24 protein-coding genes are annotated in these 24,542 nt (G+C 39.2%); 6 read left to right on the plus strand and 18 right to left on the minus strand.

Going from position 1 to position 24,542, the window contains the following annotated elements; genetic code table 11:
* Nucleotides 1-165: 165 nt before the first annotated feature.
* On the minus strand, nucleotides 166-297 hold the full coding sequence (locus ACFPOH_RS14150; protein WP_342471056.1) for an Lmo0850 family protein: 132 nt from the start codon (nucleotides 295-297) through the stop codon (nucleotides 166-168).
* 242 nt (nucleotides 298-539) lie between these two features.
* Here ACFPOH_RS14150 and ACFPOH_RS14155 point away from each other — a divergent pair, with 242 nt between their 5' ends.
* From ACFPOH_RS14155 to cls, 3 genes are all read left to right on the plus strand, one after another.
* Nucleotides 540-1,709, plus strand: coding sequence for an MFS transporter (locus ACFPOH_RS14155; RefSeq protein ID WP_342471221.1), 1,170 nt, complete (start codon nucleotides 540-542; stop codon nucleotides 1,707-1,709).
* 171 nt (nucleotides 1,710-1,880) lie between these two features.
* Nucleotides 1,881-2,672 (plus strand): YwqG family protein, encoded by a 792-nt coding sequence (locus ACFPOH_RS14160; protein WP_342471055.1) that lies wholly within the window; start codon nucleotides 1,881-1,883, stop codon nucleotides 2,670-2,672.
* 115 nt (nucleotides 2,673-2,787) lie between these two features.
* Nucleotides 2,788-4,242, plus strand: coding sequence for a cardiolipin synthase (cls, locus tag ACFPOH_RS14165; protein WP_342580549.1), 1,455 nt, complete (start codon nucleotides 2,788-2,790; stop codon nucleotides 4,240-4,242).
* 57 nt (nucleotides 4,243-4,299) lie between these two features.
* Here cls and ACFPOH_RS14170 read toward each other — a convergent pair whose 3' ends face one another.
* The 3 genes from ACFPOH_RS14170 to ACFPOH_RS14180 form a co-directional block, all read right to left on the minus strand.
* A complete protein-coding gene (locus ACFPOH_RS14170) occupies nucleotides 4,300-5,184 on the minus strand; it encodes a D-alanyl-D-alanine carboxypeptidase family protein (protein ID WP_342471052.1) in 885 nt (294 codons plus the stop codon).
* A gap of 111 nt (nucleotides 5,185-5,295) precedes the next feature.
* Nucleotides 5,296-6,054, minus strand: coding sequence for a membrane protein insertase YidC (gene yidC / locus ACFPOH_RS14175; RefSeq protein ID WP_342471051.1), 759 nt, complete (start codon nucleotides 6,052-6,054; stop codon nucleotides 5,296-5,298).
* Between the two features lie 90 nt (nucleotides 6,055-6,144).
* The gene (locus ACFPOH_RS14180) at nucleotides 6,145-6,945 is read right to left on the minus strand and encodes a helix-turn-helix transcriptional regulator (RefSeq protein ID WP_342471050.1); all 801 of its coding nucleotides are present in this window, start codon (nucleotides 6,943-6,945) and stop codon (nucleotides 6,145-6,147) included.
* Nucleotides 6,946-7,427: 482 nt separating this feature from the next.
* On the opposite strand from ACFPOH_RS14180, the gene ACFPOH_RS14185 reads away from it, so the two are divergent.
* The gene (locus tag ACFPOH_RS14185) at nucleotides 7,428-8,078 is read left to right on the plus strand and encodes a LytTR family DNA-binding domain-containing protein (RefSeq protein WP_342471049.1); all 651 of its coding nucleotides are present in this window, start codon (nucleotides 7,428-7,430) and stop codon (nucleotides 8,076-8,078) included.
* A 326-nt stretch (nucleotides 8,079-8,404) separates the two neighbouring features.
* The gene (locus ACFPOH_RS14190; RefSeq protein WP_390310310.1) at nucleotides 8,405-9,925 is read left to right on the plus strand and encodes an acetyl-CoA hydrolase/transferase family protein; all 1,521 of its coding nucleotides are present in this window, start codon (nucleotides 8,405-8,407) and stop codon (nucleotides 9,923-9,925) included.
* 329 nt (nucleotides 9,926-10,254) lie between these two features.
* Here the strand turns inward: ACFPOH_RS14190 and ACFPOH_RS14195 are convergent, their stop codons facing one another.
* From ACFPOH_RS14195 to ACFPOH_RS14255, 13 genes are all read right to left on the minus strand, one after another.
* Nucleotides 10,255-10,557 (minus strand): hypothetical protein, encoded by a 303-nt coding sequence (locus ACFPOH_RS14195; protein WP_342471046.1) that lies wholly within the window; start codon nucleotides 10,555-10,557, stop codon nucleotides 10,255-10,257.
* Nucleotides 10,558-10,668: 111 nt separating this feature from the next.
* The gene (locus tag ACFPOH_RS14200) at nucleotides 10,669-10,947 is read right to left on the minus strand and encodes a GNAT family N-acetyltransferase (protein WP_342471044.1); all 279 of its coding nucleotides are present in this window, start codon (nucleotides 10,945-10,947) and stop codon (nucleotides 10,669-10,671) included.
* Between the two features lie 52 nt (nucleotides 10,948-10,999).
* On the minus strand, nucleotides 11,000-11,914 hold the full coding sequence (locus ACFPOH_RS14205; protein ID WP_342580551.1) for a DUF1002 domain-containing protein: 915 nt from the start codon (nucleotides 11,912-11,914) through the stop codon (nucleotides 11,000-11,002).
* 105 nt (nucleotides 11,915-12,019) lie between these two features.
* Complete coding sequence (locus ACFPOH_RS14210) at nucleotides 12,020-12,874, minus strand: CvfB family protein (RefSeq protein ID WP_342471042.1); 855 nt, start codon at nucleotides 12,872-12,874, stop codon at nucleotides 12,020-12,022.
* 23 nt (nucleotides 12,875-12,897) lie between these two features.
* Nucleotides 12,898-13,311: a transcriptional regulator MntR gene (gene mntR / locus ACFPOH_RS14215; RefSeq protein WP_342471041.1), complete on the minus strand. Its 414-nt coding sequence runs from the start codon at nucleotides 13,309-13,311 to the stop codon at nucleotides 12,898-12,900.
* Between the two features lie 124 nt (nucleotides 13,312-13,435).
* Nucleotides 13,436-13,720 (minus strand): late competence development ComFB family protein, encoded by a 285-nt coding sequence (locus ACFPOH_RS14220; RefSeq protein WP_342471040.1) that lies wholly within the window; start codon nucleotides 13,718-13,720, stop codon nucleotides 13,436-13,438.
* 216 nt (nucleotides 13,721-13,936) lie between these two features.
* Nucleotides 13,937-14,719, minus strand: a complete 783-nt coding sequence (locus ACFPOH_RS14225) for an exodeoxyribonuclease III (protein WP_390310312.1) — start codon at nucleotides 14,717-14,719, stop codon at nucleotides 13,937-13,939.
* Between the two features lie 130 nt (nucleotides 14,720-14,849).
* Nucleotides 14,850-15,761 (minus strand): UDP-N-acetylmuramate dehydrogenase, encoded by a 912-nt coding sequence (gene murB, locus ACFPOH_RS14230; RefSeq protein WP_342471038.1) that lies wholly within the window; start codon nucleotides 15,759-15,761, stop codon nucleotides 14,850-14,852.
* Between the two features lie 378 nt (nucleotides 15,762-16,139).
* Nucleotides 16,140-17,885, minus strand: coding sequence for an FTR1 family protein (locus ACFPOH_RS14235; RefSeq protein WP_390310314.1), 1,746 nt, complete (start codon nucleotides 17,883-17,885; stop codon nucleotides 16,140-16,142).
* Nucleotides 17,860-19,104, minus strand: coding sequence for an iron uptake transporter deferrochelatase/peroxidase subunit (efeB, locus tag ACFPOH_RS14240; RefSeq protein ID WP_390310316.1), 1,245 nt, complete (start codon nucleotides 19,102-19,104; stop codon nucleotides 17,860-17,862). Before efeB ends, ACFPOH_RS14235 begins: the two co-directional genes overlap by 26 nt.
* Before the next feature lie 5 nt (nucleotides 19,105-19,109).
* Nucleotides 19,110-19,979, minus strand: coding sequence for an iron uptake system protein EfeO (gene efeO, locus ACFPOH_RS14245; protein WP_390310318.1), 870 nt, complete (start codon nucleotides 19,977-19,979; stop codon nucleotides 19,110-19,112).
* Nucleotides 19,980-20,591: 612 nt separating this feature from the next.
* Nucleotides 20,592-21,230 carry an FMN-dependent NADH-azoreductase gene (locus ACFPOH_RS14250; RefSeq protein WP_342471034.1) on the minus strand — a complete coding sequence of 213 codons (639 nt, stop codon included), beginning with the start codon at nucleotides 21,228-21,230 and terminating at the stop codon, nucleotides 20,592-20,594.
* A gap of 116 nt (nucleotides 21,231-21,346) precedes the next feature.
* Nucleotides 21,347-22,051 carry a DsbA family oxidoreductase gene (locus tag ACFPOH_RS14255; RefSeq protein ID WP_390310319.1) on the minus strand — a complete coding sequence of 235 codons (705 nt, stop codon included), beginning with the start codon at nucleotides 22,049-22,051 and terminating at the stop codon, nucleotides 21,347-21,349.
* Nucleotides 22,052-22,177: 126 nt separating this feature from the next.
* On the opposite strand from ACFPOH_RS14255, the gene ACFPOH_RS14260 reads away from it, so the two are divergent.
* Nucleotides 22,178-23,554: an FAD-dependent oxidoreductase gene (locus ACFPOH_RS14260; RefSeq protein WP_390310321.1), complete on the plus strand. Its 1,377-nt coding sequence runs from the start codon at nucleotides 22,178-22,180 to the stop codon at nucleotides 23,552-23,554.
* A 39-nt stretch (nucleotides 23,555-23,593) separates the two neighbouring features.
* On the opposite strand, the gene ACFPOH_RS14265 is transcribed toward ACFPOH_RS14260, so the two are convergent.
* Complete coding sequence (locus ACFPOH_RS14265) at nucleotides 23,594-24,523, minus strand: manganese-dependent inorganic pyrophosphatase (protein WP_390310323.1); 930 nt, start codon at nucleotides 24,521-24,523, stop codon at nucleotides 23,594-23,596.
* Nucleotides 24,524-24,542 lie beyond the last annotated feature (19 nt).

Genomic DNA, 24,542 nt, shown 5'->3' on the forward strand with positions numbered 1-24,542 from the left:
AAACTGGACATGGAAAAGACCATGTCCAGCCTAAATAAGAGAAGAATCTTAGAAAATGATGAGCAAAAAAAGACAAACCCCTACTCAAATGAAGCATTTGAGTTGGGGTTTGTCGACAGTCTGAAATTCCCGCTATGCGGGAATTTTTATTTTTGTTCATCCGAATTAACATTGGGTAGTTGTTTTTGGTGGTGCCAATACTTTCAACAATTCCAACCGTGATTTCGTTACTGTTACCGTTACACCTGTTTTTGATAATTTCAAAGCGATTTTCCTCAAATCCACGTCCTTCGCCATACCTACCACCTATCCCTTAAAAATATATATTATAAATAACGTTCAAATAGTGGAAAAGTTTCGCGCACTACATCTTCAAGTTATTGTAACATGATAATCTTCCTTTATATTTTTCAAATATATTACAAGTTTATGAAAAAGGGGATTTTTTACAGTATACCATTTACTTGTTTTCAAAAAAAGGTAAAGTTACAATGTACATGTTCATACTAATTAAAAAATAAAAAAATAAAGGCAGGAAGATTATGAAAAATATATCCTTATTGTTATCCATACAATTTCTCGTCTATTTGGGCTTTGGAATCATCATTCCTGTTTTGCCGGAAGTGGTTGTGGAAAATCAATGGAATGATGTTCATGTAGGCGGATTATTGACGGTTTATGCATTAGCCAGCTTCTTCACGGCCCCTTTCTGGGGAAACATTTCGGATAAAATCGGAAGAAAGCCATTGATACTGGTAGGTTTGGTCGGTTTTAGTTTAAGTTTTCTTATTTTCAGCCTATTTATCGATCATTTATTCATTTTATACCTTTCCCGTTTTATTGGCGGTTTGTTCTCTGGTGCGCTCTATACTTCCGTTACTGGATATATCAGCGATGTTTCCACAAACGAAAACCGAAACAAATACATGGGACTTATGGGAATGACGATCGGTCTTGGATTCATCTTCGGACCGGCTGTAGGCGGTGTGCTCGGTGAAATTCAACTGCACTTGCCGTTTACAATTTCTGCCGCATTGATTGCCGTTCTCTTTATTATTGCACTGATTTTGTTGAAAGAGCCGGAAAGAAAAGGGGAGGCAACGAAACGGGAACTGCTTCCAAAAGGGGCATCTACACTTTTTAAATATCGTGTCCGTTATTTATTCTTCTTTTCATTTTTCGTTACATTCATCTTAGCCGGTGTAGAAGCCACATTCCAGCTTTTCCAAATTGATCGCATCGATATCACACCGTCGCAATTAGGATCTTTATTTATGTTTAGCGGATTCGTCGATGCATTCGTTCAAGGAGGCATCATTCGTCGAATCAAAGATGGTACTGAAACAAAATGGTTATTTGCAGCTCAGATCATTTCTGCCATCGGACTGGTATTAATCACCATGACATCCGGTTTGGTAATGGCGGGTGTTGCTCTCTGTGTCTTCACAGCAGGAAATGCATTAGCCAGAACTTGTGTCGTTTCTTTAACGACGAAAGAATCCGGCGGAAAGTATGGTCTCGCTTCCGGACTTTCCTACTCCATGGATAACTTGGGAAGAATTATCGGCCCGCTGTTTTTTACCGGATTATTTAATTTCGGAACAAATCTGACTTATTATGTTGCAACAGTGATAGCCCTGATTGTAATCGGTTTAATTTTCTTCTTCAAACAGTCAAAGAAATCTCTTCGTGCAGAGTATGAAGGTTGATTGGATAAACTCCATTCAGAAACAACTTATCTTAAAAAAATTTGTAAAACTGATCTGTGCCTAGATTCTCCAGGCGCTTTTTTATCAATAATTTTAAAAAACATGTTAAATGGTGCATATATTTTTTATAAACGGTTATAAGAATATAAAAATTATGTTGGAGGATCAAACTTGGACTTTTTACATTCATTCCCTCTGCCATCCCAATTTGAAGGAATCCGAACAAGACTTGAAGCATCATCGTTGAAAACGATTAATATCTATCCTAAAATACAACAAACCGGTCTTACGGACAGCAAATTTTCCGGGATTCCGTACTTGCCAAAAACAATGCACTATCCTAAAGACATTGATGGAAATCATTTGATTTTCCTTGCCCAAATAAATTTTGAACAAGTTCATTCATTTCATCCTTTTCCTTCAAAAGGGATTTTACAATTTTTCATCTCCCCTTCTTTTGTTACATATCAGAAGGGTGAAGAAATTTTTCAGCAATATTTTAAAGTGCGGTATTTTCCAACCATTTTGCCCGAAAAGGAACTGGCCACCGATTTTTCGTTCTTGCCAAAAACCACATACTCCCCGTTTAAACACCCGATGGCGCTTCGATTTATCAATTCGATCGAACCTGTCTCCGCCATGGATTATCGGCTGAAAAAATATATCGGCCTCGGTGATCTTACGAAGCGTCTTCATGACGGACGCACTCTTGAAGAACACTACTTTGAACATTTTTTGGGAGCGGAACATAAAATCGGCGGTTATCCATACTTTATTCACTACGATACCAGAAGTCATTCAACCCTTCTAAAGCGGTATGATACGCTGCTTTTACAAATCGTTTCGGATGATGAACAAAACATCATGTGGGGAGACTCGGGAATCATCAAGTTTTTTATCAATAGCAAAAAGCTCGCCCAAGGTGACTTTACTGATATTTATTTGCAAACTGAACAATACTGATGATTGGGCAACCAACTGAAAAGAAGGTTGCCTTTTTATATACCAATAATTTCTATTTGAATGGTAATTAAGTTATAATGATATATAATAATGCGGGGGAGTAGGTGGGTATGGAATGAGTGTCATCATTAATTCAATTCCTTTCATTCCAATTTTATTTGTTTTAAATATTATTCTCGCCATCACCATTATCTTTTTGGAGAGAAGAGATGCATCTTCCACTTGGGCATGGATTCTTGTGCTATTTTTCCTGCCGTTACTTGGATTTATTTTATATTTAATGCTTGGCAGACAGTTGCGGAAAAAGCATTTGTTCCGCTGGGATGGCAAAAAGGATATTGGCATCGACAATTTAATTAAGTATCAAATTGATGCGCTTGAAAGTGATACTTTTCATTTTAATGAGGACTATGTGAAAAATTATAAAAACCTCATTCAAATGAACCTGATTACCGGAGACGCAGTCCTGACCCAAGACAATAAGATCCGGATCTTTGATGATGGGGTCGAAAAATTCCAATCTTTGATCAATGATATCTCCAATGCCAAAGATCATATTCACATACAATATTACATTTTTAAGCTCGATAATTTAGGGCAAAGAATTTATGATGTGCTGAAAAAGAAAGCAAAACAAGGGGTTAAGGTCCGAATCCTGTACGATGAAATGGGGTCAAGGGGAATCAAAAAAAGACAATTTAAAGAGCTGATTGAATTGGGCGGAGAAGTTGAAGTCTTTTTCCCTTCCATTTTCCCCCTACTGAATCCGCGGCTGAATTTCAGAAACCACCGGAAAATCGTGGTGATTGATGGCCGTATCGGATACATTGGCGGATTCAATGTCGGTGATGAATATATCGGTTTGAACAGCAAATTCGGTTATTGGAGAGATACCCATCTGCGCATTGAAGGCAGTTCGGTTCATCCTCTTCAAACGCGGTTTATATTGGATTGGAACCAGGCGAGCGAACATAAAATCGAATATGCGGAACGCTATTTTCCGGCCATCCCGAAAAAAGGGGATGTGGCAATGCAAATCATCTCCAGCGGCCCGGATACGGATTGGCCTGCCATTAAAAATGCTTATTTGAAATTATTGATGGAAGCGAAACGGTATATTTATATACAAACCCCCTATTTTATTCCGGATAACAGTTTCTTGAATGCCATAGAAGTCGCCAGCCTTTCCGGGATTGATGTGCGCATCATGATTCCAAACAAACCTGACCATATGTTCGTTTATTGGGCCACGTATTCCTACATCGGTGAATTGTTGAAGGCAGGGGCGAAAGTCTATATTTATGACAAAGGTTTCATTCATGCGAAAATGATCGTCATCGATGACGAAGCCGCTTCAGTCGGCACTGCCAACATTGATGTCCGCAGTTTCAGATTGAACTTTGAAGTTAATGCATTTATCTATGATCGTCAAATTTCCCATGAATTGGCCGAAATCTTTGAAAAGGATATTTTGGATTCCCGGGAATTGACTTTGGAGCATTATGATAACCGTTCATATGGCATTAAATTCAAAGAATCCATTTCAAGGCTGCTCTCCCCGATCCTATAAAAAAGAATTCGTTTCTCCAAAAGGGACTTTTCCCCTTGGAAAAACGAATTCTTTTTATTAATTAATCCCCAAATATTCTTCTAATGTCAGTCCGGAATCTTTTACTTTCGTGGCAAGCTCCACTCCTAAATAACGGAAATGCCATGCTTCATACATATAGCCTGTAATATGTTCTTTCCCCTTCGGATATCTTAATATGAATCCGTATTTATGAGCATTTTCAGCAAGCCATTTGCCGGCAGGCGACTCTCCAAATGCTTCTTCCAACCATAAATCTTCCCGCCCTTTTTCTCCAATATCAAAGGCGAGCCCTGTCTGGTGTTCGGAATATCCTGGACGCGCGCTGTAGCGGTCCGCCTTTTCTTTTCCATCCCTCGCTACATAATTGTTATAAAGCGTCGCTTGATATTCATAAGAACGATAGGTGCTGAATGCCACTAACTCAAATCCTTGTTTTTTTGCATCTTGCGCCATTTTTTCAAAGGCTGCCCGGGCTTCTTTGTTTTCCCCTGGAGCAAAATCCTTTGGAAGCGGGTATTTTTTATTGGCGATCAGCACGCCTTGAATATACGTCGGCTTAGTTGGAAGTTGTTGACCTTCAATATATCCGTTGTTCCCTTTTGTTCCCTGCTCTTTTTGCTGTTGTTCAGTTTTAGGTTGTTGTTGTTCCGGCTGTTTGACTTGCGGTTGTTCCTGCGGTTCTTCTTTTGAAGGAGTGGCTTCTTCCTGCAATTCGCCGGATTTGTCCTTTTCTTCCTGAGGTTCTTCTTTATCTGCCTCATTTTCTTTTTCTTCAGGACTTACGGCAACATTTTCTTCCTCATCCTTCAATGACTCATTTGCATCGCGGTTCATATTGACGGCCAATATAATCGCCACGATGGCAACCACCGCCACAAGCAATGAACCGATCAGTATATAATTCTTTTTGTTATTTTTCATATCATCACCTGATTCCGTCCTATCTGAAAAATTTGCTCTTTTATTTTATCACTAATTTCATAGTTTTACTGCAAAAAAATGAGCCGAGCCGTAAAGACTCGACCTTTGTGCTTATTTTGCTTGTTCAACAGGATGTTCGGAATAATATTTTCTTCCCAAGTAAGTTTGGAATATAAGCAATAAACCGCTGACAGACCAATATAAAGGTAAAGCAGCCATTGATGAAAGCGAGAAAACGACAATCATGATCGGCGAAATATAAACCATCATCTTCATTTGCTGCTTTTGGGCTTCCGGAACTGTCCATAATGAGACTTTTGCCTGAACGAAATAAACAAGTCCCGCAATGGCTGTAATAATGAGATCAGGGTTTCCTAAATTGAACCATAAAAATTTATGGGACAGCACTTCATCGGAATAGCGGATGGCAAAATATAATCCCATGATGATCGGTGTTTGAATCAAAATAGGCAAGCAACCTAAATTCAATGGATTGATATTGTGTTCGCGGTATAAGGCCATCATTTCCTGTTGCACTTTCATTTGTTCTTCTTTTGTTTTCGCCTTTTTCAATCTTTCCTGGATCTCATCCATTTTCGGTTTGATGATATCCATTTTGGATTTCATGATGGATTGTTGACGATAATTGCGCAACATAAAAGGCATCAAAATGAGGCGGACAAAAATTGTAATCGCAATGATGGCCAATCCGTAACTGCCGCCGAACCATTCGCCCAACGTATTCAATAACCAATCCATCGGCTTGACAAATGTGTGGTAAAAGAATCCTTCTTGATTTTCAACTGCTTGGCACCCCGACAAAACAAACAGCGCAATGCCGAAAAGTAAAAATAACATTATTTTCTTCATTTTTCCACCTACTAATTATTTTTCACTAAATTGAAGTATACGGAATAAACATTATAATTTCAAATAGCAGGTGTCAAAATGAACAGCATCTTATTTTTCTTTTTCGACATTCGCTGTTTCCGGAAATTCGAATCGATAAAATTCATGATGCAATTCATCTCTGAAGTGTTTTGGCGTAACTCCCGTATACTTCTTAAAAATTCGAGTAAAATAGCTTTGATTGCAAAAATGAAATTGTTCAGAAATTGAAGTGATGCTTTTATTCGTATGTCTCAAATAATATTGCGACTCTTCAACTCTTCTCACATTTAAATATTCCACCAACGTGATCCCGACATGTTCTCGGAAAATGCGGGAAAGATGGCTTGTACTAATGTGGAATTTTTGTGCGATACTTTCTACCGTCAAGTCATTTTCCAATTCATCATTTATGTACATGATGACTTTGTTGACTGTTTGATGGCGGAATGTAGGCTGTTTCCGGTCGGCGATAAAACTTACATAGAAGTCGATCAACTCATCTGCAAATTGTAAAAATTCCGCATCCTTCATTTTATTTTGAATCATGTCAATGCAAGCAACATTAAAGGCAAAAGCTTTTTTCGAAGGCACTTGGTTCTCCATAAGCTTTCTAGCAACTATGGACGAAAGGGTCATAAAATAATTTCTTACTTCTTTAATGACTTGTTTTCCAAAACGAATCGATAAAATATCAATAATTTCATGCAATGACTTTTTTGCTTTTTCCGCCTCTAAATGAAATATTTCAAACAACAGTTTTGATTCAATATTAAAAAAGTCTTCAATCCCATTATATTGATTAATACTATCAATTTCCTGAAAATATCGTTTCGAAATTGTTTCAGAAATTGAATGTTGCTGTAACTGCATCATTAACCCCATCTTTCTTCAGAATGAAATTTGCATCATATGTCCATAATCACTATACTGGTATATTCAGCGTAAATCTGATAAAAATAAAAAAATTTTAACATGCGAAAGGTGCCTTTTTGAGTATAAAATGCTAAAATTTTATCTATTATCGCAAAAAAATTCAAAAATTTAAATAATTATTTATAACTAAAGTGAATATTACCATAATTTTCGTTTTTTTTTCAACACTATTTAGCAAATTAAATTACTGAAAAATATTATATATTGTTTACACTATGTAAAATATCATAAATGCATAAAAAAATACTAAAAAAATATTGCTAAAATGTTTTAAAATAAACTATGCTATTGTTCAAGAAAAAATAAATTTCATTACAAAATGTTCTCACAATTATACATTCTTCTCTATTTCATTTCTAAAAATATGTAGTAAAATAAAAATATTAAAACATTAATGTGGACAAACGAGGTGTTTAAAAGTGGATCCAAAAGAAATAGAAGAAATTATGGATGTGATTAAAGAATTCTTCCCGGAAAATACATCCATCGCTATTTCAGATACTAAAGAATATATATATTATCAGCCAAGTAAACTTGTAGACTTGAAAATTAAACCTGGTGATCCGATCAAAGAAGGTTCTGCTGCCTATAAAGCGATACAGTACGGAAAAAAAATCAACACTTACATCGAATCGGATGTTTTTGGAGTCCCTTACTACGGAATGAGCATCCCTTTAATCACTGAAGGAGAAATTAAAGGGGCAGTCACTGCTATTTTCCCTCAAAAGCCATCACCATTTTTGACAAACTACATCACAATTAAAATCGATGACTGCTGGTACCCAATCAAACATAATGAAGTTGTTTATTTGGAAACCCAACTTCGCAAAACTTTCGTCAAAACAATGGATAAAGAAGGATTCCATCGTTTAAATCTCAGCGATCTTGAGTTATTCCTGTCCAGCGACCATTTCATTCGTTGCCATCGCTCTTACATTGTGAATATTGATTTTATCGATGAAATTCAACCTGATTCCCATTCGACATTCCTTTTAGTGATGAGAGATGGAACAAGAATTCCTGTAAGCCAAAGATATGCAAGCTACTTCCGTCGTTCATTGGGATTCTGATTTGGTATCAAATATATATGGCTTCTCTTTCTATTTCTATGGTAAAAAAATCACCATTTTTCCGAAACGGAAAATGGTGATTTTTTTGTCCTTTCAATTTGTTATTAAGTTTACCGAATCTTGGTTTTCCAAAATAATATATTTGTCGAAAGATCTCGTATTTTCTCGTTAATACTTTTATTAAGCATTTTCATGCAACACATGAAGATTGTGTGACAAAGACGTGCTATTATTAATTTACTCTTGAGCGCAGTTTAATTGCTCGCCCAATATACTGAAAATTCTTACAAAGTTTTCTCTGTATAACAAATAAAGGGGAGGATACTATGGATTCAATCATTGAAAAAAGAATTGGTGTACCAAAACTAAGAGATCGTATTGTTTCTGCTGAAGAGGCAGCTGCCCTTATTCCTGATGGCGCAGTTGTGGGCTTGAGCGGTTTTACACGTGCTGGGGATGCGAAAGTTGTTCCGATAGCTCTTGTTGAACGGGCGAAAAAAGAGAAATTCAAAATTGACGTCTATACAGGTGCTTCCCTTGGACCTGAAGTAGACCATTATTTAGCTGAGGCGGGCGTTATTCGCAAACGTGGGCCATACCAAGGTGAAAAAGCGATGCGCAACCTTATCAATAAAGGGGACATTTTATATGTAGATGCCCACCTTTCCCACAATGCCGAATTGGTTCGCCAAGGAATCATCGGCCCTATTAAATATGCAATTATCGAAGTTTGTGCGATTACTGAAGACGGATTATTGATTCCGACAACTTCTGTAGGTAACTCACCGATTTTCGCTCAATACGCTGAAAATATTATTCTTGAATTAAATATTTCACACTCTGATACATTAATCGGTATTCATGATATTTATGTACCAGGTCCACAAGGTAAACGTGAACCGATTCCTATTACAAATGCAAATCAACGCATCGGTGAAAAAGGTATCCGCGTTGACCTTGACAAAATTAAAGCGATTGTCATTTCCGAAGAGCCAGATGCCCCTTCATTAATCGTAGCGCCAGATGAAGAAACACAAAGAATGGCAGATCTATTGCTTGACTTCTTCCGTTCTGAAATCAAAGCTGGACGCTTGACAAACGAATTAATGCCAATCCAATCAGGTGTAGGTTCAGTAGCAAACGCTGTATTGGACGGCTTCAAAGAATCTGAATTCGAAAATCTGCAAGTATACTCTGAATGTCTGCAAGACGCAGTATTTAATTTGATTGACGCTGGAAAAGTAAACTTTGCATCAGCAACATCCATTACTTTAACTGCTGAAGCACAACAAAAAGTATATGGCAACATTGAAAAATATGCGGATAAAATTTGCTTACGTCCACAAGAAATTTCCAACCATCCAGAAGTTGTCCGCCGACTCGGATTAATTTCAATCAATGCCGCTCTTGAAGTGGATATTTATGGTAACGTAAACTCTACACACGTAGCAGGTACAAAAATGATGAACGGTATCGGCGGTTCCGGCGACTTCGCCCGAAATGCCCGCCTAACAGTATTCGTTACAAAATCTTATGCAAAAGGCGGCGCTATTTCATCCATCGTTCCTATGGTTTCACACGTTGACCATACAGAACATGATGTTGATGTAATCGTGACTGAACAAGGTATTGCCGATTTACGCGGTCTTGCTCCAAAAGAACGTGTGCCATTGATCATTGAAAACTGTGCACATCCAGACTTCAAAGATCAATTATGGGATTACTACAACCGCGCTGTTGAAGCAACAGGCAATTCCCAAACTCCTCATATCCTTGAGGAAGCATTAAGCTGGCACATCAATCTTTTGAAAAACAATACAATGAAAAAAAATGTAGAAGTTAAATAATCACTGCACACCTTAACAGGACAAGCCAACATTTTGGTTTGTCCTATTTTTTTGCTGGACCGCATGTTTCATCAAGTATCTCTACTTATGCGCTATGTATCGGAATTGCGTTGATGAGGAATTTCCAGTTGGGGCTGTGCGCTTTCAAGAGGAACTGTTGCAAAACTTCTCCTTCATGGATTTATGAAGAATTCGGGGATCCAAAGGAAGGTTTCGTTTACAGGCATCATTCCATTGAATTAAAGGGAAATTGCAAGATACTTTTAAAACGAAATAGCCGCACAATGAATAGCTGTTGCGGCTATTTGTTATTTCTTATTAATATTTGGCTATTGCACTTCCTGATTGTTTTCATTGTAATAAATAACGGCTGTTTGCAACCCGCTTTCAGCGATCATATTATTTTCTCTGATTTTTGTTTCCGTATCATCCGCTGCCGTTTCCGCAATTTCCCTCAAATCATTATTATTGGTTTTGCTATATCTTTTTTCACCGAAGTCGGTTTCCTTTGAGAAAGTGGATCTCATATTCTTTATCATCCTCACCGTTTTGTCACGATTTTCTTTTTTGCTCAAATAGGCTGTCACACCCGCCAAAAACGCAGTCATCAAGACGCCTTTCCCTTTTGCCATGTTTTTTCTCCTTTCCATCTTTATTACTTACTTTTTCCCATCTTTCTTATTTTCATTCTGAACAATAAAAAAGTGACATAAAAACAAAACTGTTCTTATGTCACTTATCATTTACGCTTTTACGTCGTCATATTCACCTTTTTGGAATTCAGCCACCACATAGGAGCAGATTGGATTCATTTTATATTGATGCTCCCTTGCATAGGCCACGGCTTTCTCAAGCAACTTTTTTGCAACCCCTTGGCCGCGGAGTTTAGGAGAAACGAAAGTATGGGTCATATCCATCGTTCCATCATGCTCATTCCATGTGATTTCAGCCAACATTTCCCCATTTTCTTCATACTCGAAAGCAAAATAGTTCGTTCCTCTTTCAACAAGTTTGAACTCCATTCACATTCCTCCCTTTTGAAATTACTATATCACAGGGAGTGGATATTGTAATTTAATTTGATTTTTCTTCCTTGGAGGAGAACCATGATGAAATCGTATCGATCAATTTATTGAAGAAGTTTTTCACTTTTTCCCAAAATCCTTCATCTTTCAAAAATCCCAGCTTTTCTTCGATTGTTGAACTCAAATCTGACAATTGGTCTTTCCATTGGGAAAAATCGATGTCCAATTTGCGAATGCGGTCCATTAAATCAATCAGCATTTGACGGTCGGCATCACTCAACTCAATGTTCAGTTTTGATAGTTGATCTTGTACGATTTGTTCCACTTCTTCTCTCGTCTGAGGATCGATTTCGGCAATTTGCTTTTTAATTTCCGTCAATAATTGGGCCACTTGTTCATCTGTGATATTGGCGTTATCCGCCAGTTCCGTTGCGACTTGCAATTCATCGTTCGCAACATCTGTTCTTTCTACGTCCAATGTTTCCCCTGTCTTTACTTCATAAGCTTTGTAAATTCCGACAAGAGCGGAATGTCCTGTTACCGGTTTGGGTGCTGCCACTTCGATCGTTGCATCTTTGAGTCCGGCTGTTAACATGGCGTTCGCATACATTTCAGAAGTCACTTCTGTAATATTTTCAGGCGTCACAATGCTTACGGTAAGACCTTTCCCTTCTTCTTCACGGGTAATTTTTGCGGAGGAATACATCCGGGCATTTGGATTGCTATTGCTGATATATTTTGCCAAGTCCTGGCCGGAGACCGTAATTTCATCGACTTCCGGTTCTTCATCTACTCTCAAAACTTCTTTTACCTTTTCTTTTTCAGAATCAGAAAGGTTTGCTCCATAAACTACAATTGGAACTCCCAATTTTTCATTAATCGCTTTGGGTGCTGCAAATGCTTGTCGAGGAATAAACGATGCCACCAAAAACAATGCGGCAAGAATAGACAGCCATCTCTTCATTGATCATTCTCCTTTCAAACCTATCCTTTCAGGTTTGCCATTAATTAGTACGACAAAAAACACAAAAGGTTTCCGTCATCGTCCTTTTGTGTATTCATAGAAGCGCTATATAAGTTCTGTCCAACCATCCTTTTGTTTCACTTTTTTCTGTTTCATCAGAACGCCTAATGCCCTTTTGAATGCCCCTTTGCTCATATCGAACATAGCATTGATTTCTTCCGGAGTCGATTCATCACTGAACGGCATCTTGCCTCCCACACTTTTCAAGTATTCATAAATTTTTTCGGCATCTTTTCCCAATCTTTCATAGTTGCGCGGAAGCAATGAGCCATTCATTGTTCCGTCCTCTTTTACTCCGATGATCCGTACTTCCACATCTTGACCTAACCTTGGTTCAGCCTCCATTTGGCTGTGATGCACAAAAATGCGGTAAGGAATATCAATTCCCAACAAAAAAGACCCAACCGGCAAAAGCCTATAGGCCCGCGCTTTTATATTTTTATTAAACAACTGTTCCGAAGCTTCTTCATACAGTTCATTCACCTTTTCTTCCGTAACGAGGCGGCCAAATAATTCTCCCTTTCGGTTTGTATATAAGGTGATGTATAAATGATCTCCCGCTTTTGGCCAAAGTGAGCGCAGTTTGGGCAAATCCTCGGCTTTTACAAGCGCTTCCCGGGAAGTGCCGATATCCACGAAGGCACCTTCCTCTGTCACTTTCATCACTTTTGCCCAGCCATAGGTTCCTTGCACAATATGCGGTATAAATGTCGTTGCTGACAGCTCTCCACGACGATTCGCATACAAAAATACTTTTATACGATCCCCGGCTTCAAGGGGTGTAGTGACTTCCGAGCTATTCAACGGAATTTCCGTATTGCCATCGGTTAAAATCCAACGCGACCCGGCATTTTCTAAGACTGTTAACTCTACTGCTTGACCAGCTTTCAATTCTTCCATTATCGCTTTCCTTCCACCAATCATTATTGTTGTTGTTTCATTTTTTCAAGCTTTTTTACGATTTCTTTATCTTCCTCTAACAACTGGACCAAATCGGCGATGCGGTCGATGGAATTCCAACTCAAATGATGTTCGATCCCCTCCACATCCTGGTAGATTTTATCTTCATCAACACCAATGAGACGCAAAAATTGTTCAAGAAGCTCATGTCTTTTCACCAGCCTCTTCCCAAGCTTTTCTCCCTTTGGTGTTAGTGTTAACCCTCTGTACTTTTCATATACTAAATACCCATCTTTATCTAATTTTTGCACCATTTTTGTTACGGAGGAAGGCAAAACCGATAAAGCTTCCGCTATGTCAGACACCCTGGCATATCCTTTTGTTTCAATTAATAAATATATTTGTTCGATATGATCCTCCATGCTTGGTGTAGGCATAACATGACCCCTCACTTTCCATCTATCATATTCAGTTTACTACAATATAAGGAAAAAATGTAACAGTTAAAGGCTTTCCAAAAAGCAAAAAGCCCAAAAAGTTTTTCATCACTTTTTGGGCTTTTCATACCACATGGTTTCTTCTTTTTCCAACATCATAGATGGCGCGGATGATTTCTTTGTTGATGGTTTCAATGTTTTTCGAAACTTTCAATTCATTGAAGATTTTTTCCCGATCGGTTTTGGACGCTACATAATACGGAGGTAAATTATTCAGCGCTTTTGCCACAACTTCCAATTCACATTCATCACAATTGCAAAATGTTTGATAATCAGGACTGCGCAAAAAGTACCGGACAAGACCACTGACCATTTCTTCCATGACGTTCACCAACTTTTGTCGTGACATATTTACCCTCCCTATTCAAAATTAGTATTTTATATTTATAACTATATACATTTAATACAAAATACTCAATAGTAAGAGGACTATTTTTCTTAATTTTCTAAAAAACATATAGGTCTTTAACAACATTTTTCGTTATTAGATTCTTTTTTCAGCGCTGATTCCATATTGGATTGAACATCTCCTGTGCTATTAGACCTATTGAAGTGTGGTTGATGATCATTCCACCTTTTTAAAATGCATCAGGGATTCATTCAATTCCATGACAACTGGGCAATGATCGCTTCCCAAAATTTCCGAGTGGATTTCACTGTCAACGACAGCCTCCCTAATCCGATCAGAAACAATAAAATAGTCTATGCGCCATCCAATATTCCGTTCTCTTACTTTATTCATATATGACCACCATGTATAGGCATCTTTCCGATTTGGATACAAAAATCGGAACGTATCGGTAAACCCGGCCGATAATAGCCTTGTCATTTTTTCCCTTTCTTCAAAAGTAAATCCGGAATTTCCAATATTGGATTTTGCGTTTTTCAAATCGATTTCTTGATGGGCCACGTTCAAATCGCCGCAATAAATAACGGGTTTTTTTCCATCCAATTCTTTCAAATAAATAAACAGTTCATCTTCCCATTGCAATCGTTTGTCCAACCGCGCCAAATCTCTCTGGGAATTTGGTGTGTAAACATTTACTAAATAAAATGAATCATATTCCAAAGTGATAATTCGTCCTTCTGGCTCCGAATCTCTTTCACCGACACCATACTTGACTGAAAGAGGCATATGCTTTGTAAATACGGCCGTCCCGGAATATCCTTTTTTCTCGGCATAGTTCCAAAATTGATGATAGCCTTCAAGCGGCAACTCTACTTGTCCATCCTGGCATTTTGTTTCTTGGATGCAGAAAAAATCCGCATCCATTTGATTAAAATAATCCAAGAACCCCTTTTTCAAACAAGCCCGTATCCCATTGACATTCCATGATACAAATTTCATAATCTCACCTGCTATGTATGGAAATTCTTTCATTGCACAAAATAAAGGAGCAGCAGCCATTTATGTTTACGAAGGATGCTGTCTCCCTATGAATCAAAAATTTTCACGATACTTTTTACTTTTTCTGAAATCAATCTTCGCCTACAATTTTCACTTCCAGTTCCAAATCGACGCCAAACTTTTCCTTAACCGTTCTTTGAACCATTTTTATGGTTTCAATATAATCCGTCGCTGTAGCATTTCCTTTATTAATGATAAAACCAGCATGTTTTGTGGAAACTTCCGCTCCGCCAACCCCTTTTCCTTGAAGGCCGCTATCTTGAATCAACTTTCCGGCGAAATATCCCGGCGGACGTTTAAAGACGCTTCCGGCTGAAGGGTACTCCAATGGCTGCTTCGATTGCCGTTTAAAAGTCAAATCCGCAATTTTCGCATCAATCTCTTCTTTATTCCCTTTCTCCAATCGGAATAGCGATGAAAGAACAATATAGTTTTTATCCGCAATGATACTTTTTCTGTATCCTAATTCCAGTTCTTCCTTCGATAATACGAGTCTTTCGCCTTCCCTCGTCAAAACAGTTGAATGAACAATGACGTCATTGATTTCCCCGCCATAAGCTCCGGCATTCATCGCCATGGCTCCGCCGACAGACCCTGGAATGCCGCAAGCAAATTCAAAACCTGTCAAACTTGCTTCCGCCGCTTTTTTCGAAACATCCATAATCAGCGCGCCGCTTTGGGCATACACTTCCGTTCCTTCAATCCGGATTTCATTCAGCTTCGATAAATTCATGACAATGCCCCGGACGCCTCCGTCACGTACAATCATGTTGGAACCGTTCCCCAGGACTAATAAAGGGATTTTATTGTTGTGTGTATATTTTACAATCCCTTCCGCTTCTTCTTCCGTTTCAGGCATCACCAATATATCCGCATTTCCGCCAATTTTCGTCATAGTATATTTTTTCAACGATTCATTGATTTTTATATTTTCTTGACTTGTAATGTCCGCTAACTCCTTAGCCCATTGATCAATTGTCATAAAAGCATATTCCTTTCTTGTATTAAACCTTGTATCTGTAATTGTATACTTTCTGAAAAATAATTATATGCTTTCACTTCCATAAAACTTATGGCTATTTTTCGACTATTGCCTGCAATAGCCCAGCTGTTATCAATAAGTGTACCATGTTTCATTTTATTGCAAAAGTTTTGGAGTGATAATACATAATACTTGGAAGTATTGTTTCTGTAACAATATCCTATGTTGTAAAATCCTTTTTTTATACAATCGGTTACATTGAATTTTAAGCGCTGGAATTCAGGCGTTTTTGCCCGCCATTTCCATTATAAAAAAATACTCCCAATTAGAAAAATGAATGCAACCATCCATCTTTCCATCGGGAGATTAAACTTGCGGTTATTTCGGTTTCCGAACCATCACCGCATTATGCTTGATGAAACGTTTATATATAATCGTCGCAAGAATCAGCAAAATTAATACAGCTTGGCCAATTATCGTTTCAAATGTTGGATAAAAACCTACTGTTGAAAGCACTGGCAAACCATCCACCACCGTCGTATCCAACCGTCCTTGTAATTGGAGGGTGTGCATACTGCCACCAATAATTTTGAACGCCAATAAATAAATGAAAATGGTCGCCACAATGAAAAATTTATGCACAGGAATTTTGCCTGACATCTTCATCAACACAACCGCCGTAGCAGCCAATATTGCCAACGCCATAGCTATCCCCAGCCAAAACTGGGACATTTCCATTTTCGGCAAAATTCCGATATAAAAGACGATGGTTTCTGCTCCTTCGCGGAATACCGATAAGAAACTGACAGCCGCCATGGAAACGACCGAACCGGTGGAAATGGCTTGATTCATTTGATTCGAAATATACCGATTCCAACTTCCGACACTTGTTTTATTGTGCAACCATACTCCCACGCCGATCATCATTGCAGCTGCGGCTAACCCAATGTATCCTTCCAATACTTCCCTGTTGCTATCCACCGTTGCCGAATTTAAAACGGTGGACATAAGCACTGCCGCCACGATCGAACATACGACACCCAAAAGGGCACCGATATAAATCCATTTTTCCATTGCCTGCTGGCCGGATTTTTTAAGAAAAGCCGCCAATGCCACGATGATGAGCAAAGCTTCCAATCCTTCGCGCAATAAAATCATGGCCGAATCCCAGAAGGAATAATTTGTATCTGCCTTCAACAATTCGATTTCCGTCTTAACTTGCTTCAAATTTTGGGTAATGTGTTCGGCATCCACATTTGATTTCATCAAGCTGCTTGCGATTATCGGCATATCACTTTCAATTTTTGTATAGAGGCTTCCATTCCGTGTGGAAACTTCCTGTTCCACTTGAGGCCAAATGATGATGAATTGCTGAATGCTTGCCGCTGCATCAGCATAGTTTTTCTCCCCAATGTGCTTTATTGCCTCTTCAATATACTGGACAAGGGTTTCTAATGAATAATCCCCTTCCACCGCTTGGACCGTTTCCTTTCCGGCTATGAAATCTTCAATCTTTTGTTTTAACGTTGCATATTGTTCTTGTATTGTTGTAATATCCGCTGTTTCTGAAGCAATCGACATGCGGATGAAAGCCATTTGCGTTTCAATTTCTCCATACATCGCTGTGCTTAAATCCCGGACAGGACGTTCATTTTGATTCCATTTTGTATTGAATGTATTATAAGCCGCTTCTATTTGCTCCAAATCGCCTGTTGCCAGAGCGTTTTCAAATTGTTCCAAAGCCGGGGTGATTTTTCGGGCGAATTCTTCCCGCTGCGCCGTTTCATCAATCGGGTTTTCCTTCTCCTCAAGGGTACGCAATGCAGTAGATAATTCTTTCAAAGCAGCAATGCGCTCATCCTTGTTGGTTGCTTTTTGAACTTTTTGCAATGCTTTATCCACCGCTTCTTTTTCTTTTGTTTCACTGCTTTCTACAGACTCCCACTCTTTCGTGAAACGGTCGATGGCGGCTTCGGCTTTTTCCCCATTGCCCTGCTTTGTATTCATCAGCGCATCACTGATCGTGATATAAAAACTGCTGTAAGAGGTTTCCGCACGAACCGGCAATACAAATGTAAGCAGCAAGATGCAAATGAGACTACAACGCTTTAAAAAGTGTTTCACCAAGATATCCTCCCTCTTTTACACCTGGGAAGCATGCAAATATCGCGCTACCTCGATGGGTAATATATTCATTCAATTTATCCATGCGGCCTAAACTGTTTTGAATCGTAATGAATTGTTTCGGTGACTTCTGGAAGGAAATGAACAATAACCCCGCATCATGGGCACCTGTTTTATCAACAATTCCGGAAGCATAGGAAAATGAACGCCGCAAAATTTTTGCGCCTGATTTGCGAGCTAAATGAACATGGGATATTTCCGGTATGATATAGTTTCCATTCTCATCCTTTTCTTCAATATCGAAGTCGTCAAATTCGTCCATTTTACCAATCGGTGCTCCGCTATCACGATAACGACCAAAAGTAGTTTCCTGATCTTTCAGAGAGGTGCGGTCCCATGTTTCCAAATGCATTTGTATTTTTCGTACAATTAAATAAGTGCCGTTTTTCATCCATCCGGAATCACACCAAACAACTTCTTTAAATTCTTCATCGGTTTTTGGATTCACTGTACCGTCTTTAAAAGCAAACAAATTTCTTGGAGTGCCTCCCCCTTCAGGGAAAGAGTTGAATCCTGCCTGAGCCCAGTGAATCACCACTTGTCCCGAAGCTTGCCGCACGAGATTCCTTACTGCGTGGAAGGCCACTTGCGGATCATCGGCACACGCTTGAATGCAAATGTCTCCTCCTGTGTATGCTTCTTGCAATTGATCTTTCGGAAAATGTGGCAAATCTTCTAGTTCTTTTGGTTTAATGTGTTCAATATTTAATTTTTTGAACAGCGAAGGACCAACACCGACTGTAATCGTCAAGTTATTGGCATTCAAACCTTCCGCTTCTCCAGTGTCAACAGGAGGGACATATGAATTTGAAGACATTTCGTCGATTTGTTCTCCATTCATGAGACGGACAATCATCGGAGTCCATTTTTGGAATAGTTGTTTTAATTTCTCAGGCGTGTCAAATAACACATTCAATGAAGCAAAATAAACGTGTTTTTGTGCGGGTGTGGCAATTCCGGATTGATATTTGCCATAAAAGTTGACTTTATTTTTGGATAAAGGATTGTCGGATACGACCTCCAAAACATCGTATCCCATGACTTTCATTGCACCTCCAAGACCGGTAGCCCCTATTGCCACTCCTACGACTCCAACCCCAGTCATTTTGAGCATTTCGCGTCTAGAAACTTTTTTATTTAACCATTTTCCTTCGTTCATCTCTCTCACTCCAGAACGATACCCATTTGACTTAACGGTTCACCCAATTGGTTCACTGCACTTGCCAATGCCTTTGTATCCTCTTCAGTCAATTCTTCATATGAAACAAAACCGCCATCCGCAGTTTCATATTTTGCCAGCAACTCGTTCACTGTTTTGAATCTTTCATCCAATGTTTTTACTAACTCCTTATCTTTCTTTTCGAGTTTTTCGCGCAAAATGGAAAAGATTTTTTCAGCCCCTTCAACGTTTGCCTTGAAGTCATAAAGATCTGTATGTGAATAAATTTCTTCTTCCCCGGTAATTTTTGAAGTGGATACTTCGTTTAAAAGATCGACAGCTCCAGTGATTAGTAAATCCGGCGTCACTTCAACGGTTTGTACCAAAGCATGCAGCTCTTTTACATCTGCAAGCAATTGATCTGCCACATCTTCATAACCTTTTGTCGTATTTTCCACCCAAAGGGCATATTCCAATTTATGATAGCCTGACCATTCTTCCTCGCCTTTGCCTTCTTCCTGGATATCCGCCAAACGGCCATCAATGCGGGGGTCCAAATCTCCAAAGCTCTCGGCAATCGGTTCTGAACGTTCATAATACATCCGCACTAAAGGATAAAGCGCTTTTGCCCCTTCAATATCCCCAGCTTTAATTAAATTTACAAATTTCTCGGTTCCTACTAAAAATTGATCGATTTGATCCAATGCGAATTCTTGATAACTTGTAACTTCAACGGAAAAATCGCCTGCCTGATTTTCCTTCTGCTCTATTTGAGTTTTTGATTCATTATCTTTGTTCGTCGCTTCTTCGCCGCAACCTCCCAATAATAAAGCTCCTATCAATAAGGCTGAATATACTGGAATTTTTTTTGCCATGAATAAACCTCTCCTTATGTTTTTACAAATCGATTCTATTAAAAATGATAATCATTATCATTTAAAATCACAAGTAGTAATTTTTTCAATTACAAAAAAATACACAACTTAATAGAATGCAACTTGTGTAACAAAAATCATTCCTTTTCGATCATGCACAGGCATTTTCGAAGGGAATTAATTTTACTATCCATTAAGTGTTTTCTGTTGAAACTGCATCAAGGAGAGTAAGTATTCATTTTTTGTGAATATTTTTGCAAAAAAGAACTCAAAAAAAGAGGTTGGGGCAAATCAAAAAAACATCATTTTCTCCAAAGAGAAAATGATGTTTTTTTTGATATGTTATTAAAATTGATTTCCGTTCCGGGGACGCTTTCCGCGGGCCCGGCTAGACTCTCCTCTGATTCATTCCTTCGCTCCTCGTGGTCTCGAGAGGGCTCGTCGCAGGAAAGCTTTGAATTTACTTCCTTGAGCTTGCTCCGCTTTGCGACTAAGCGTGCGCGACAGGAACTTGCCCCGTCACTTCAATCATTTTTTCGTTAGTTCAATTTTTTATCAAAACTCTTTCAACTGCCCCTTTAATTTTTTGTTTATGTCCCAGCCTCTTTCCCTTTAAACTGTCACAGCCGCCAATTTTTGCGCGGAACCTTTTACCCGTTTCAACCCTTCTTCTATGATTTCATTTGCTCGATTTGGCTCTGCGTTATGGCCTTCGATAATCACTTCATCAAGAAGTTCCATACCCGCAATATTGCCTAATACATTTTTAATATAATTTACGCTCATTTCCATAGGTTGTGCTTCCGGTGAAGAGTAGTATCCCCCACGGGCATTTAGAATGACAAATTTCTTATCTGTCAATAATTGCACCAATTGTCCTTGTTCATTGTATTTAAACATGAATCCGGCTTGATAAATATAGTCGATGAATGTATGCAACGGAGCAGGAATTGTCAAGTTCCATAATGGGAACGCAAGAACGATGATTTCCGCTTCTGTTACCAAATCCATCGCTTTCTTCTTGGCTGCAAGCAAACGGGCTTCTGATTCCGTCAACGCTTTTCCTTCACTTTGCTTCGCCAATGCATCAAATAATTGTTGTCCAAAGTATGGCATATCCTCTTCGAAAACATTGTAAATTTTCAGATTGATATCTTCCACTTTTTTCGCTTCTTCGATATATGTTTCGAACATTTTTGTAGAAATCCCGTCTGGTCGGTTATTTGCCTTAATGACTAATACATTTTTCATGCTGTCTAACGGCTCCTTTCCCTATTTTCAAATATCTCGGTTTCAAGATACGTTAAATAGTATAAAGGAGCCCAAACATTATATCAAGAAAGCACCTCTCATACTTTTGGCTGAATTTATAGATCGCATTGCCCATCAGAGCAGAAGTTTCCTTCTTCTCCAACCATTTGCAATGATGGCTTCATCCCTTTTTCTTCCGCCACTTTCTTGACCGCCTGTTCGAAAATTTCCTGCGGCTGAGCTCCGGAAATGCCATATTTATTTTCTATGACGAAGAACGGAACTCCCCGGATGCCATAGACTTGCGCCTGTTGGATCTCTTTTTCGACTTCTTTCAAAAATTGATTGCCATCCAATACTTCTGCGGCTTCTTTCCCGTTCAGCCCGACTTCTTCCGCCAACCGGATCAACACATCCCGTTTTCCGATCTCCTTGCCTTCAATGAAGTAGGCATGGAATACCCGTTCACTAAACTCCGAACCTTTTCCTTTTGTGTAAGCCCATTTGGCCAATTGATGGGCCTTTAACGTATTCGCTGTTTTTAATTGCTCGAAATTATATTGGAGCCCCACTTCCTTGGCCCGCTGTACGACGCTCTCTGTCATTTTCTTCACTTCATCCAACGGCATCCCGTATTTTTTGGATAAATGTTCGTAGGTGGATTCATTCGAATTTTCATCTGTTGTCGGATCTAGTAAAAAACTTTTCAACTCCACTTCCACTTGACCGGCATACCCCAAATCTCGGATGGCTATTTCAAGCTGTCTCTTCCCGATATAACAAAATGGACAAACGAAATCTGACCAAACTTCAATTTTCATGTGTTCTCCCCCTTTTCCGCTATTTTACTTTTCCCTTCTTAAAACAACAACAGATTTGCTTTCATTGAATAATGTGCCAGTTTTTTTAGCATACTCCTAAAAAACGGTGATTTAGGAGGATTTGTTATGCAAAATTCGCTCTGGTTGCAAAATGTGGCCCCTACCTCTTTGAATTCTTTATCCTCTTCATTGAATTGCGATGTTTGCATTGTGGGAGGGGGATTGACAGGGATATATACGGCCTATCTCCTTGCAACAAAAGGGGTCGATGTCGTTTTGTTGGAAGCAAACTCCTCAATCGCTTCCGGCACAACGGGGCATTCCACTGGAAAATTAACCCCTCAACATGGAGCAGTCTTTGATCTATTGTTGAATACTTTTAATGAAGAGGAAGTGCGGACTTATTATGAAGCGAATGTGAACGCGATCGAAAACGCTCTTCGGGAAGCGGCGGCAGAAACTTTCCGGCAGGCCGATTCTTACTTGTATGCAACGACAGACCAAGGAGCGGAAACAATAAAAAAGGAATTGGCAGCTTATCATAAAGTTGGTATACAAGGCATCGAAACAACGGAGACGGAACTTCCCTTCGAAGTGAAGACCGCATTGAAGATGGAAAACACCTATCAAATTCATCCCGTCAACTTTGCCCAACATTTTGCCGAGTTGGCATTGAAAGCCGGGGCTAAATTATACGTGAATACAAGGGTTACGAAGCTGGCCGTTGATGAACATTGCCTGCTGACAGAGAATGATTTTGAAGTGAATTTCAAGTCGGTTGTTCTTGCAACCCACTATCCGATCGAAGCAATCAAGGGACTGCACATTGCAAAGTTAACTATTGACCGCTCCTATTTAATGGCAACAAAAACTTCGGCATTATTGAAAGGGCAATATTTGTCCACCGATTCATCTTCCCGGACGGTGCGAACGGCCTTCATTGACAATCAGCCTTACTTTATTTTCGGAGGCAGTTCCCACACAGCAGGGGCTGTGCAAAATACACAAGTATATTATGAAATGCTGGAGAAAGAGCTTGTTTCGGAATATGGTTTGCCTAAACCGGAATATTTGTGGAGCGCGCAAGATCCGAACACTGCCGACTATATTCCGTATGTCGGACGCATTTCGGACAGTGAGCCGAGAATCTATATTGCCACAGGATACCGAAAATGGGGACTTTCCAACTCCCTTGTTGCGGGAGAAATCATTTCCACAGAACTGACAAGTGGAAAACATCCAGCCCAGCACCTGTACAGCCCTTCAAGAAATTTATTTGGCAAAACGTTTATGCGGATGTTGAAGGCGATCGGCTTCACGGTATCAAATCTTGCGGAAGGTTATTTAATACGGGCGGAAGCTCCAAAATGCACCCATTTAGGATGCAAAACCCAATGGAATGAAGCCGATGAAACATGGGATTGCCCTTGCCACGGATCCCGTTTTGATAAATACGGCAATGTCATCGAAGGACCGGCAGTGTATCCTCTCATTTTAGAATAAAAAACGGTGCCAAGGATCTTCCTTGAACACCGTTTATTATTATTCGCTTAATGCATCTGTTAATACTGGAACAACTTGTTTTTTGCGGGAAACAACGCCAGGCAAATCAAATTGATGTTCTACTAATTCTTTGCCGAAAGCTTTTGCAGCATCTTCAGCCGAACTTCCTGCAACAATCGCTACAGAATCGTTGTTTAAAATATCTGTTACGAAGAAGAAGAAGAGGTTTAAACCTTTTTCTTCAACCTTTTGGTTAAGCAAGCTTACCAATTCCTCTTTGCGGCTTAATACATCATTTACATCCACTGCGTTCACTTGGGCAACTACGGATTTCACCGTGCCGAAAGTAAATTCTTTCGCATCTAAAGAAAGCAAGTCTTCTAAAGATTTATCAGAAAGGTCCGCACCGGCTTTCAACATGGCTAGACCATATTCTTCCGCATTGACGCCCGCGATTTCCGCCAACTCTTTGCCGGCTTGCACATCTTCATCTGTGCAAGTAGGGGATTTGAATAATAATGTATCCGAAATGATGGCTGAAAGCATCAGACCTGCAATGTTTGAAGGAATTTCAACATTTTTCTCTTTGAAAATTTTATTTAAAATCGTTGCTGTACATCCGACAGGTTCTGCACGGTAATATAATGGATCCGCTGTTTCGAAATTTGCAATGCGGTGATGATCGATAACTTCCGAAATTTTTACATTTTCGATTCCGTCAGCGGATTGTTGACGTTCATTGTGGTCCACAAGAATGACTTCTTTGGCTTCTTCCGCCACATTGGAAACCAATCTCGGCGCTTCGAATCCAAATTTTTCCAAAGCGTATTTTGTTTCGTTGTTTACTTCGCCAAGTCTTACCGCTTCAACTTCAGCTCCCAGCTGTTCTTTCAAATACGCATACACAATAGCAGATGTGATGGAATCTGTATCAGGATTTTTATGTCCAAAAACTAATACTTTGCTCATACAATTAGTTCCTCCCAAT

This window comes from Ureibacillus suwonensis (assembly GCF_042655065.1).
GTDB classification, from domain to species: domain Bacteria; phylum Bacillota; class Bacilli; order Bacillales_A; family Planococcaceae; genus Ureibacillus; species Ureibacillus suwonensis.